General features: G+C 63.9%; 13 protein-coding genes. 5 read left to right on the top strand and 8 right to left on the bottom strand.

The window, feature by feature from the left end; genetic code table 11:
- Positions 1 to 48: 48 nt before the first annotated feature.
- A protein-coding gene (locus VVT58_RS09990) for an IS5 family transposase (RefSeq protein ID WP_351999964.1) occupies positions 49 to 809 on the bottom strand; the annotation gives its coding sequence in 2 pieces (ribosomal slippage) (positions 49 to 482 and positions 482 to 809; 762 coding nt in all).
- A 105-nt stretch (positions 810 to 914) separates the two neighbouring features.
- Entirely contained in the window at positions 915 to 1,760 is an 846-nt protein-coding gene (locus VVT58_RS09995) for an alpha/beta hydrolase (RefSeq protein WP_327754476.1), read from the bottom strand.
- Between the two features lie 169 nt (positions 1,761 to 1,929).
- On the opposite strand from VVT58_RS09995, the gene VVT58_RS10000 reads away from it, so the two are divergent.
- Positions 1,930 to 3,084, top strand: a complete 1,155-nt coding sequence (locus VVT58_RS10000; protein ID WP_327754475.1) for a serine hydrolase — start codon at positions 1,930 to 1,932, stop codon at positions 3,082 to 3,084.
- A 119-nt stretch (positions 3,085 to 3,203) separates the two neighbouring features.
- Here VVT58_RS10000 and metH read toward each other — a convergent pair whose 3' ends face one another.
- The 4 genes from metH to VVT58_RS10020 all read right to left on the bottom strand — a co-directional run bounded on the left by metH (position 3,204) and on the right by VVT58_RS10020 (position 8,923).
- Positions 3,204 to 5,816, bottom strand: coding sequence for a methionine synthase (gene metH, locus VVT58_RS10005; RefSeq protein WP_327754474.1), 2,613 nt, complete (start codon positions 5,814 to 5,816; stop codon positions 3,204 to 3,206).
- Positions 5,817 to 5,952: 136 nt separating this feature from the next.
- Positions 5,953 to 6,999, bottom strand: coding sequence for a homocysteine S-methyltransferase family protein (locus VVT58_RS10010; protein WP_327754473.1), 1,047 nt, complete (start codon positions 6,997 to 6,999; stop codon positions 5,953 to 5,955).
- Positions 6,996 to 7,955, bottom strand: a complete 960-nt coding sequence (gene metF / locus VVT58_RS10015; protein ID WP_327754472.1) for a methylenetetrahydrofolate reductase — start codon at positions 7,953 to 7,955, stop codon at positions 6,996 to 6,998. The genes VVT58_RS10010 and metF overlap by 4 nt, the downstream gene beginning before the upstream one ends.
- Positions 7,952 to 8,923: a metalloregulator ArsR/SmtB family transcription factor gene (locus VVT58_RS10020; protein WP_327754471.1), complete on the bottom strand. Its 972-nt coding sequence runs from the start codon at positions 8,921 to 8,923 to the stop codon at positions 7,952 to 7,954. The genes metF and VVT58_RS10020 overlap by 4 nt, the downstream gene beginning before the upstream one ends.
- A 214-nt stretch (positions 8,924 to 9,137) precedes the next feature.
- On the opposite strand from VVT58_RS10020, the gene VVT58_RS10025 reads away from it, so the two are divergent.
- Together VVT58_RS10025 and VVT58_RS10030 are read left to right on the top strand one after the other, a co-directional pair.
- Positions 9,138 to 9,365 (top strand): circumsporozoite protein, encoded by a 228-nt coding sequence (locus VVT58_RS10025; protein WP_066554878.1) that lies wholly within the window; start codon positions 9,138 to 9,140, stop codon positions 9,363 to 9,365.
- Positions 9,366 to 9,444: 79 nt separating this feature from the next.
- Complete coding sequence (locus VVT58_RS10030) at positions 9,445 to 9,579, top strand: hypothetical protein (protein WP_254911604.1); 135 nt, start codon at positions 9,445 to 9,447, stop codon at positions 9,577 to 9,579.
- Between the two features lie 55 nt (positions 9,580 to 9,634).
- Here the strand turns inward: VVT58_RS10030 and VVT58_RS10035 are convergent, their stop codons facing one another.
- Positions 9,635 to 10,057 carry a glycine zipper 2TM domain-containing protein gene (locus VVT58_RS10035; protein ID WP_327754470.1) on the bottom strand — a complete coding sequence of 141 codons (423 nt, stop codon included), beginning with the start codon at positions 10,055 to 10,057 and terminating at the stop codon, positions 9,635 to 9,637.
- A gap of 229 nt (positions 10,058 to 10,286) precedes the next feature.
- On the opposite strand from VVT58_RS10035, the gene VVT58_RS10040 reads away from it, so the two are divergent.
- Positions 10,287 to 11,285, top strand: coding sequence for an esterase-like activity of phytase family protein (locus VVT58_RS10040; RefSeq protein ID WP_327754479.1), 999 nt, complete (start codon positions 10,287 to 10,289; stop codon positions 11,283 to 11,285).
- A gap of 74 nt (positions 11,286 to 11,359) precedes the next feature.
- On the opposite strand, the gene rpmB is transcribed toward VVT58_RS10040, so the two are convergent.
- A complete protein-coding gene (rpmB, locus tag VVT58_RS10045) occupies positions 11,360 to 11,653 on the bottom strand; it encodes a 50S ribosomal protein L28 (protein WP_066554874.1) in 294 nt (97 codons plus the stop codon).
- A 148-nt stretch (positions 11,654 to 11,801) separates the two neighbouring features.
- Here rpmB and VVT58_RS10050 point away from each other — a divergent pair, with 148 nt between their 5' ends.
- The gene (locus VVT58_RS10050) at positions 11,802 to 12,023 is read left to right on the top strand and encodes a hypothetical protein (protein WP_327754469.1); all 222 of its coding nucleotides are present in this window, start codon (positions 11,802 to 11,804) and stop codon (positions 12,021 to 12,023) included.
- Positions 12,024 to 12,040: the final 17 nt, after the last annotated feature.

The following is a 12,040-nucleotide window of genomic DNA, read 5'->3' on the forward strand; positions in this document are numbered from 1 at the left end:
TGACGCGGGTCGGCGCCGAACTCCTTCTAGGTTGTAGTGACGATTTAATCATTTGAGCCATAGCATGATGCTGGCGAGTTTGACGAAGCCGAGAAAGTTTGCGGCGAGCTTGTCATAGCGGGTGGCGATGCGTCGCCATTGTTTGAGCTTGGCGAAGAAGCCCTCAATGCCCCAGCGGTGTTTGTAGGCGATGCGGTCGTAGGGATGCTGATATTTGCGATGGCGGCGAGGCGGGATGACCGGTTCGCCGCCTTGCTCGTAGATGAGGTCGTGCAGGCTGTCGGCATCGTAGGCGCGGTCAGCCAGAACCTTGCCGGCCGGGATGCCGCGGATCAGATCATGGGCGGGTGCCATGTCGTTCTGCTGACCGGGGCCGAGGATGAAGCGGATCGGCAAGCCAAGTGCATCGACTACGGCGTGTACTTTGGTGCCGAACCCTCCTCGCGAGCGGCCGAGAGCCTGGGCTTGAGCGCCCCCCTTTTAACCCGTGCCCCAGCCGCCTGGGCCTGAGCGCGGATCACAGTCGCATCGATCGCCAGCCACTCAATGTCGGGATCATCCGACACGGCCTCGAAGATCCGGTCGATCACGCCCTGCTGGACCCAGCGATAATAACGCCGCTTGGCCGTCTGATAGGGGCCGAACTTCTCCGGCAGATCACGCCAGCGTCCGCCTGACCGGGCCAGCCAAAGCAACGCATCGAGAAACAAACGCCCGTTACTGCGCGGGCCGCGCTTGCCCTTGCGTCCCCCCGGAACGAACTCACGCAGCCGCTCCCATTGATCGTCCCGAAGCACTTCGCCTTCCACACCAGCCTCCAAAAGCCAGTGGTGAATCACAAATCGGCGACGACGTGAATCCCTAAAATGTCACTACGCCCTAGAGCGGCTATGACGCCCCGCCTTTGATCGGCGTCAAAAGCCTTTCAGAAAATCGCCCAGCACCGCGTTGAAACGCGCTGGCTGGTCCGCCATGACGACATGGCCACTGGGGCCGATGGGCACCAGCCGGACGCCGCGCTTCGCCGCATAGGCAGCGCGGAAGGTGCGGCCGATCTCGCCCGCCTGCGCCGCATCGCTGCCCACGGCATAGACCACCTCCATCGGGGCCGTCAGCCGTGCCAGTTGCGGCCCCAGATCGACATTGGCCAGATCGCGCAATGCATTGGCGATGACATCCGGATCGCTCCCGCGTGCGCCGGGCATGTCCGCCAGCATCTGCGCCAGATAGGCCCGCCCTGCCTTGGTTCCCGTAAAATATTGGCCCAGTTGATCGGCCAGGAAACCCATGCCCTGCGCCGTGCCGCCGACCATCGCCGCGCCTTCGGGCAGCATGTCGACCACCATCAGCCGCCCCGCCAGTCCCTTGAGGCCCAGCATCATCGCCAGCGTGCCGCCCATGCTGTGGCCGACGATCGCGGGCCGATCCAACCCCGCCGCCGCGATATAGCGGGCGATTTCGTCCGCCAGCGGCTGAACCAGCGGCCCGCTGGCATTGGCGTCTGCGGCAAGGCCCGCAAAGCCCCGGACATGGGCCAGATGCCAGCGATAGCCGGGGAGCGCGCCGACCACCCCGTTCCACAGCCCCGGCCCGCTCGCCAGCCCCGCGATCAGCACGACGTCGCGCCCGGCCCCGCGCGTCGTCACCGCGATCCGACGGGAAGCGAAGGGGGCTGCCCACGCCTTCGACGCCAGCACGCCGCCCACCAGCAGGGCCGCCGCGCCTCGCATCATGGCCCGCATCATGATCCGTCTGTTCATCGCTCGATTCATGCGCGCTTTGTTGCAGCCTGCCGCCTGAACCTCAACTGAGTTAAGGCACGCCTCGTTCAGCCTCCTTACATCGCATTTGTAGAATCATTCGTCGCATGATTCTTGTCACCCGGCGCGGGTCTGAACCCTAATGCGAAAGGAGAGTGCGGGGATTTTGATGACCATTTTGAAGGGAGGGCGCGGCAAGCGCCCAAATGGCGGCGGCAATAGCGGCTCGGCCCGCCTCGTCCTGTTGATGGCGGCGCTTTCGGCCTGCGTCAGCGCGCCGCAGCAGCCTTATGCGGCGGTCCAGCGGCCGCAGCCCACGACGGCGACCTATCCGATCAAGCCGGTCGCCAATCCGCCCAAATCCTTCCAGGCTCTCGATGTCGATCAGCGGGAAACGCCGCCGCCCGCGCTGGTCAGCGTCGTGCGCAATCTCGGCCAAAGCTTCAACGGCAAGGTCGGCATCGCGGTGCGCCGTGTCGGCAGCGACTGGACGGTCGCCTGGAACGGCAACAGCCTTTTCCCGCAGCAGAGCGTGTCGAAGCTCTGGGTGTCGATGGCCTTCCTCGACGCGGTCGACCGGGGCAAGATTCGCCTCAGCGACAGCACGACGATCACGAAGAAGGATCTGACCCTCTTCCACCAGCCGACCGCCGCTTTGGTCGGCAATTCGGGCTGGACCACGACCTATTCCGACCTGATGCGCCGCGCCATGACGCAGAGCGACAATACCGCCAACGACACGCTGCTGCGCGCCGTCGGCGGGCCGGACGCGGTGCGGAGCTATCTGGCGCGGCGGTACATCAAGGATATCCGCTTCGGCCCCGGCGAACGGCTGCTGCAATCGACGACGGCAGGGTTGGACTGGCGGCAGGATTATTCGATCGGCCGCAATTTCTACGCCGCCCGCGCCAAGCTGCCCCTATCGGTGCGGCAGAAGGCGCTGGACAATTATCTCGCCAGCCCGCCGGACGGGGCGGCGCCCTCCTCGATCGTGCAGGCGCTGGCGAAGCTCAAGCAGAATGACATGCTCTCGCCCGCTTCCTCGCAACTGCTGATGTCGATCATGAGCGAGGCGAAAACCGGGCCGCAGCGGATCAAGGGCGGCGTGCCGGCGGGCTGGCATTATCTGCACAAGACCGGCACCGGGCAGGAACTGGGCGCGCGGTCGACCGGGTTCAACGACATCGGCATCATGACCGCGCCCGACGGCACCAGCTATGCGGTCGCGGTGATGATCGGCAGCACGACCGAACCGATCCCGACGCGCTGGCAACTGATGCAGGCGGTGGCGAAGGCGGTCGCGGCCAACCACGAGGCACGCTGAATAGCTAACCACCGTGCTCCTGCGCAGGCAGGAGCCCAGTTCTGCCGTCTCCGTATCATGGCTACCGTGGGACTGGGTTCCTGCCTTCGCAGGAACACGTCATATCCTGATCTCAATCCTCAATCCAGATTCGGCCGCAACCAGCGCTCCGCCGTCTCCAGATCGACGCCGCGCCGCCGGGCATAATCCTCCAACTGATCGCGGCCGACCCGCGCCACGCCGAAATATTCGGCCTGCGGGTGCCCGAAATAAAAGCCGCTGACCGCCGCCGTCGGCAGCATGGCAAAGCTCTCCGTCAGCGTGATGCCGGTCGCATGATGCGCGTCGAGCATGTCGAACAATAGCGGCTTGAGGCTATGCTCGGGGCAGGCCGGATAGCCCGGCGCCGGACGGATGCCGCGATATTGCTCCTTGATCAACGCCTCGTTCGTGAGCTGCTCGCCCTCGGCATAGCCCCAGAGCGCGGTGCGGACATAATGGTGCAGCCGCTCGGCAAAGGCTTCCGCCAGACGATCCGCCAGCGCCTTCAGCAAAATATCCGAATAGTCATCGATGGCGTTCTTGAAACGCGCCAGATGCGGCTCAATGCCATGGATCGACACGGCGAACCCGCCCATCCAGTCGCCGTCATGACTGATGAAGTCGGCCAGGCACATATTGGCCCGCCCTTCCCGCTTGGCGATCTGCTGGCGCAGCATCGGCAGGGTGACATGTTTCTCATCCTCGACATGGACGATGATGTCGTCACCCTCCCGGCGGCAGGGCCACAGACCACACACGCCGCGCGCGGTCAGCCATTTCTCGTTGATGATGCGGTCGAGCATCGCCTGCGCATCGTTGAACAGGCTGGTCGCGCTCTCGCCCACCACCTTGTCTTCGAGGATCGCCGGATAATTGCCCGCCAGCTCCCAGGCGCGGAAGAAGGGCGTCCAGTCGATATATTGCCGCAGATCCTTCAGATCCCAGTCCGGGAAGCGATGGACGCCGGGCAGGCGCGGCTTGCCGGGCTTCAGGCTCTCGTCGATTTCGAAGCCATTGGCCCGCGCATCCTCGATCGGCACGAGCGCGCTCTGCCCCTTATTGGCGCGGGCGACGCGGACATGCTCATAATCGTCCTTGGTCTTCTGGACGAAATCACTCTTCTGCGTCTCCGATACCAAAGCCGTCGCCACGCCGACAGCGCGGCTGGCGTCCAGCACATGCACCACCGGCCCCTCAAAAGCCGGATCGATGCGCAGCGCCGTATGCACCCGCGATGTCGTCGCGCCGCCGATCAGCAGCGGCATGGTCATCTCCGCCCGCTGCATCTCGACCGCCACCGTCACCATCTCGTCCAGCGAGGGCGTGATGAGGCCCGAAAGCCCGATCATATCGGCATCATGATCGTTCGCGGCCTTGATGATGTCCTGCCAGGGCACCATCACGCCCATGTCGATCACCTCGAAGCCGTTGCACTGGAGCACGACGCCGACGATATTCTTGCCGATATCATGAACGTCGCCCTTGACCGTCGCCATGATGATCTTGCCCTTGCCCTTGGCGCCCGGCTCCTTCGAGGCCTCGATGAAGGGCAACAGATGCGCCACCGCCTTCTTCATCACGCGGGCGGATTTCACCACCTGCGGCAGGAACATCTTGCCCGCGCCGAACAGGTCGCCCACGACATTCATGCCGTCCATCAGCGGGCCTTCGATCACCTCGATCGGCTTGGCGGCGGCGAGGCGGGCTTCCTCCGTATCCTCGACCACATACATGTCGATGCCCTTGACCAGCGCATGCTCCAGCCGCTTGGCGACCGGCCAGCCGCGCCATTCCTGCGCCGCCTTTTCCGAAGCCGCATCCTTGCCCTTGTAGCTTTCGGCCAGCGCGACCAGCCGATCCCCGGCTTCAGGATCGCTGTTCAGCAGCACATCCTCGCACGCCTTGCGCAGCGCGGGATCGATGGCGTCGTAAACGTCGAGCTGCCCAGCATTGACGATCGCCATGTCCAACCCCGCCGGAATGGCGTGATAGAGGAAGACCGAATGCATCGCCCGCCGCACCGGCTCATTGCCGCGGAAGGAGAAGGAGAAGTTCGACAGGCCACCCGAAATATGGACATGCGGGCAGCGCTTCTTGATCTCGCGGCAGGCCTCGATGAAGTCGACGCCGTAATTATTATGCTCCTCGATCCCGGTCGCGACGGCGAAGATATTCGGGTCGAAGATGATATCCTCCGGCGGAAAGCCGATGGTCATCAGCAGCTTGTAGGCGCGCTCGCAAATCTCGACCTTGCGCTGCTTCGTGTCCGCCTGCCCCGTCTCGTCGAAGGCCATGACGACCACCGCCGCGCCATAAGCCATGCAGAGCCGCGCATGATGCAGGAAGGCCTCCTCGCCCTCCTTCATGCTGATCGAATTGACGACCGGCTTGCCGCTGACGCATTTCAGACCGGCCTCGATCACTTCCCATTTCGAGCTGTCGATCATCACCGGCACGCGGCTGATGTCCGGTTCCGAAGTCATGAGCTTGAGGAAGGTCGTCATCGCCTCGACCGCGTCGAGCAGGCCTTCGTCCATGTTGACGTCGACGATCTGCGCGCCGTTCTCCACCTGATCGCGGGCGATGTCGATGGCGGCTGCATAGTCGCCCGCCATGATCAGCTTCTTGAACTTGGCCGATCCGGTGACGTTGGTGCGCTCACCGATATTGACGAAAGTGACGCGAGAAAGATCGTGGGATTGGCTGGTCATCGTATCAAATTCCGTTCGGGCTGAGCGAAGTCGAAGCCCCTGTCTGAGCGGAGGCGAAGACACCTCACTGCGTTCGGTATAGCCCTTCGACTTCGCTCAGGGCGAACGGAGGAGAGGATTCCTCTCCTCCCCATCATCAGGCCGCGATGTGCATGGGCTCCAGCCCAGCCAATCGCGTCACCACCGGCAATTGCGGCACGACACGCGGCTTCTGCCCGGCCAGCGCCTTCGCCACCGCGCCGATATGCGCAGGCGTAGTGCCGCAGCAGCCGCCGACCATATTGACCAACCCCTCATCCACCCACTGGCGGATCAGGCTCGCCGTCGTTTCCGGCAACTCATCATATTGCCCCAACTCATTGGGCAGACCCGCATTGGGATAGGCCAGGATCAGCGTATCGGCATTCTTCGCCAGTTCGGAGAGATAAGGCCGCAGCAAATCCGCCCCAAAGGCACAGTTCACCCCGATGGTGAGCGGCTTCAAATGCCGCAGCGAATACCAGAAGGCGTTGATCGTATGCCCCGACAGATTACGCCCCGACATATCAGTGATGGTGAAGCTCAGCATCAGCGGTACAGGCCGCCCCGCCGCCGCCTCGGCCTCACGCGCGGCCATGCCCGCCGCCTTGGCGTTCAACGTGTCGAAGCAGGTTTCGACCAACAGGAAGTCCACCCCGCCCTCGATCAGCGCATCGCACTGCTCGCGATAGTCGGCTTTCAGCGTATCGTAATCGACCTCGCGATAGGCCGGGTCGTTCACATCCGGAGAGATCGACAAGGTCTTGTTCGTCGGCCCGATCGACCCAGCGACAAAGCGCGGCCGCCCATCCTTCGCCGTCGCGGCCTCGCACGCCTTGCGGGCGATCCGGGCAGCGGCGATGTTGATCTCCCGCACCAGATGCTCGCAGCCATAATCCGCCATGGCGATCTTGGTCGACGAGAAGGTGTTGGTCTCGATCATGTCCGCCCCGGCGTCGAGATAGGCGGTGTGGATGCCCTCGACGATGTCCGGCCGAGTCAGGCAGAGCAGGTCGTTATTGCCCTTCTGATCCTTCGCCAGATCGAGCGACCCACGATAATCCGCCTCGCTCAGCCCATGTTTCTGGATCGACGTGCCGTAGCCGCCGTCGAAGATCATGATCTTTTCCGCCGCAACAGCGCGGAAGCGTTCCTCGGCGGTCATGCCGTCTTCTCCAATGTCGCCGGCCGTTTGCTCCCGTCACTTGCCGGTCGCAAACCAAGCAGATGGCAGATCGCATAGCTCAGTTCCGCCCGGTTGAGCGTATAGAAATGAAAGTCGCGCACCCCGCCCGCATAGAGCTTGCGGCACAATTCCGCCGCCAGCGTCGCGGACACGAGCTGCCGCGCTGCGGGCAGGTCGTCCAGCCCCTCGAACAGCTTGCCCATCCAGCCCGGCACATCAGTGTTGCACATGGCCGACATGCGCTGGACCGCCGCGAAATTGCTGACCGGCATGATGCCGGGAATGATCTCCGCGTCGATCCCCGCCGCCGCCACCGTATCGCGAAAGCGGAAGAAAGTGTCCGGCTCGAAAAAGAATTGCGTGATCGCCCGCGTGGCGCCCGCATCCAGCTTGCGCTTGAGATTATCGATGTCGCTCTGCGCGCTCAGCGCATCGGGGTGCGTTTCGGGATAGGCCGCCACCGAAATCTCGAACGGATGCCGCTTCACCAGCCCCTCGACCAGCTCCGCCGCGCCCTTATAGCCGTCCGGATGCGGCTCGAACTTCGTCCCCGCCTCGGGCGGGTCGCCCCTCAGCGCCACAATATGCCGCACCCCCGCTTCCCAATAGGCGTCCACGACCTCATCGATCTCCGCCTTGCTGGCCGCCACGCAGGTCAGATGCGCCGCCGCCGACAGGGGCGTTTCCTTCGCGATCCGCGCCACCGTGTTGTGCGTCCGTTCCCGCGTTGAGCCGCCCGCGCCATAAGTCACCGAAACGAATTTGGGCGCCAGCGGCGTCAGCGTCTGGATCGCGGACCAGAGCTGCTCCTCCATCTTCTCCGTCTTGGGCGGGAAGAATTCGAAGCTGACATTAACGTCGCCCGCCAGATCGGCATAGAGCGGCGCCTGCCAAGCCTGCGAGGCCTCTTCGACGGAGGGGAAGCTCAAGGTCATGCGGAAAGTCGTCCTTCGTGTCGCAGGATGCGCGCGCCCCGGCGCCGTCCCAGCCATAATTGTACCGTCAGTTCCTGGCCGGGCAGCACCTCCACCCGCTCCAGTTCCAGGCCCGCATCCGCGAACCAGCTTTCGATCTGCTCATCGGAAAAGCCCAGCCGCGCATGCTGGTCGCGCAGCCGCAGTTCCTCCCGCTCATGCGCCGCGAAATCAGCGATCAGCACCCGGCCGCCCGCCGCCGCAACCCGCGCCGCTTCCGCGATCGCCCGTTCAGGCTCCTGCGCATAATGCAGAACCTGATGCAGCACCACCGTATCGACGCTGCCCGTCTCCAGCGGCAGCGCGCCGAAATCGCCCAGCACCAGCGCATATTTGTCGCCGGCATCTTCCGGCAGCTTGGCCCGCGCCAGCCGCAACATATCCGGACTGCGATCCAGCGCCGTCACCTGGTCCGCCGACGGCCCGAACAGCTCGATCATCCGCCCTGTCCCGGTGCCGATGTCGAGCAGATGCCCGATCGGCTCTGCCCCCAACAGAACGATCATCGCCGTCTCGACATCGCCTTCCGGCACATGCAGCGACCGGATCGCGTCCCATTCCTCGGCATGTTCGGAAAAATAGCTTTCCGCTGCACGGCTGCGATCCGCCCGCACCGCCGCCAGCCGCGCCAGATCGGCGCATTGCCACAGCAGTTCCGCCTCCGACGGCACCAACTGATCGAAAAGGACCAGAAAGGGCGCGATTTCCGCTTGCTTGCGCAACCGCAGGAAAACCCAATTGCCTTCCTTGCGCCGCTCGACCAGACCGGCTTCGGCCAGAATGCGGACATGGCGGGAGACGCGCGGCTGGCTTTGCCCGACGACCTGCGCGATCTCTCCGACAGCCAGTTCCATGGCGCGCAGCAGATAGATGATGCGCAGCCGCGTTGGGTCGCCCAATGCCCGGAAAATGTCGAGTGCTGCGCTCATGGATGGATCATATAAAGAAATCTTTATATGCGTCAATGGCCGTTCGGGCCGCGCCGTTCCAACCCCCTTACGCCCCCAATCAGGGACTTGAAGCAGGAATGGGATTGCCATGAGTCGCCGGATTCATTACGAATCGCGGCGCAGACGCAATGGGGGGTGAACTTTTCTCCGAGAGTGGTCTGCACCGTTTTTATTCTCAGAGAGGGGTTAACCCATGACCAAGTCGATTGCTCTTTCGCTCGTTCTCGCCGCGTCGCTCGGCCTGGCCGCCTGCTCGGGCGGTGCGGAAAATGCCGCCAACGCTTCGGCCAATGCTGCCGAGAACGCTTCGAACGCTGCCGACAACGCCATGAATGCCGCGCTGAACGCTGCCGACAACGCTTCGAACGCCGCTTCGAACGCTGCCAACGTTGCGGGCAACGCCGCCGCGAACGCGATGTAATTCCCTATCAGGGAATTGTCTGGAAGAGGCCGCGCCGGAAACGGGGCGGCCTTTTTCTTTTCAGGAAGGGGAAAATGCGATGATCCGTCCCTGGATCGGCGGACTGCTGCTGGCCCTGGCCGCCTGCGCGCCGGGTTCGGGCGATGAAGCCGGATCGAACCGCTCCGATCATCAGCGGATCGATCCGCGGCAGGCACCGCCCCCGGCAAAATGAAAGGGCCGCCCCGAATGGAGCGGCCCTCGTCACTTTCTCCCGAAGGATAAGCGGATCAGCAATCCCGGTCGATCGCCCGGCCGGCCAGCGCACCAACTCCCGCGCCGATGATGGCGCCTGTGGTGCCGTCGCCGCGACGGCCGTAGCGGCCGCTGCCCTTGCCGACTTCGTTACCGAGCAGGCCACCGGCGATCGCGCCGATGATAGTGCCGCCCGTGCCGCTGTCCCGGCAACGATAGCCGCCGCGATAACCGCGATAGCCATCACCGCGATAATAGCCGCCGCCCCGGTAGTAGCCGTCACCATAACCGCGATAACCCCGGTCGCCCCGATAGCCCCGGTCGCCGCGATAATAATCGCCCCGTTCATAATGGCGGCCCCAGCCGTCGCGGGCCATGGCAGGCGTCGCGGTGGCGGCCAGAGAGGCAGCGCCCATCGCCAGCGCCGCCCCCAGATTGATCAGAAACTTCGTCTTCATGGCGTTGCTCCTCAATTTGCCATCGATCCAGGCAGATCTTCCAAAGGAGGACTCGCCATCGATTGAAGCCCTTTTGCCCGATTCGCATTGAGCCAAGCCTGAATGGCGATGTCAGCCATCGTTCAGTATTGGTCCGGCCGAACGGACGCAGTATCACGCTTTTTCACGGGCGATGCCAGAGCCGCGAAAAACCCTGCACAAGGGCGGATAATCCCCTATGGCGAAGGCGATGCGCCGAATCCTGATCGTCCTGTTGCTCGCGATCCTGCTGCTCCCCGCGCCGCACAAGAACAAGCCCCAGCCCTTCGGCTCCGGCCCGCTGCTGGTCCGGGCGCGCGCCTTGTCCCTGAACGCCGCCGATCCTGCCCAGCGCGACCTGGGGCGCCTCCATTATCTGGGCGGATGGCAGCTCAACAGCACCCATCACGGCTTTGGCGGCATTTCCTCGCTGCTGGCGGAAGCCGACGGGCAGATATTGGCGCTCAGCGATTCCGGCACGCTGATGGGCTTTCACATCGGCCCCGGCAAAGCGGAACGGCGCCCGTTCATCGCCCCCCTTCCCATCCGCCCGCAGGACCGCGACCGCCCCTGGTGGGCCTGGGATTCGGAGGCCATGACCCACGATCCGGCGACCCAGCGCTATTGGGTAGGCTTCGAACTGCAACAGATGATCTGCCGCTATTCGCCCGGCTTCGCGCGCGTCGAAGCCTGCCGGACCTGGCCGGAGATCGAAGCCTGGCCCGAGACCGGATCGATCGAATCGCTGGCGCGGCTGCCCGATGGCCGCTTTCTCGTCCTGGCGGAGATGGGCATGACCGCCGACGGCAGCCACGACACGCTGCTGTTCGCGGGCGACCCTGCCGAAGCCACGACGGCCGCCCCCATGCACCTGCGCTATGTGCCGCCGCGTGGCTATCGCCCGACGGACGCCGTCGCCCTCGATGACCGCCACATATTGGTGCTCAACCGGCGGCTGACCTTGCAGGAGTTGTTCACGGCCACGCTGGCGATCGTCGAGCTGCCGGAAAGGCCACGCCCCGGCGACCGATTGAAGGCGCGCGCCCTCGCCCGGCTGGCGCCGCCCCTGCTGGCCGATAATTTCGAAGGGCTGGCGGTCACGCAGGAAGGGGGCCGCCGGGTCATCTGGATCGCCTCCGACGACAATCACGAATTCTTCCAACGCACCCTGCTGCTGAAATTCGCGCTGGATTGGAATGCAGAGGAATAGAACCCAAGGTCCAAACCAACGCAAAAAAGCGGCCCGTCGCCAGGCCGCTCCTCATGCGAACGGATCGAACCGAATCAGGCGGCTACGGCGGCCTTCTTCTTCACGATGTCGCGCTTCAGGCGGCGAGCCTTCAGCGACAGCTTGTCGTCGTTGGTCTTCAGCAGCCAGTTGTCCAGGCCGCCATTATGCTCGACCGAACGCAGGCCATGGGTCGACACGCGCAGCTTCACGGTCGTTTCCAGCGCTTCGGAGATCAGCGACACGTTCTGCAGGTTGGGCAGGAACACGCGCTTGGTCTTGTTATTGGCGTGGGAAACATTGTGACCCACCTGGCGGCCCTTGCCGGTCAGCTCGCAAATGCGCGACATAGTCAATCAACCTTGTAATTCGGGTTCGTTCGGAAAGCGGCGCGGATAACGGGATTCCCCGCGCACGTCAACCCGCCCAGAGCCATCAAGCGCCGCAACCCTTTCCGACTCATAAGCGTTGACGCCCCATAAGCCAAAGGAGGCCGAAATGCGATTCATTGGTGGCTTGTTGCTGATTTTGCTGCTGGTTCTGGCTGGCGGCATCGCCACCGGCTTCATCGACCTGCAAAAAACGCAGGAAGGGCGCCTGCCCGAAGTCGCGATCAAGGGCGGCTCCCTGCCCAAATATGATGCCAATGTGGCAAAGGTGGAGGTCGGCAAGCGCAAGGAAACGGTCGAAGTGCCGACGGTGGACGTCAAAAAGCCCTGACCCTTTCCGAACGGTGC

It is taken from the genome of Sphingobium sp. SJ10-10, assembly GCF_036038995.2.
GTDB lineage: Bacteria > Pseudomonadota > Alphaproteobacteria > Sphingomonadales > Sphingomonadaceae > Sphingobium.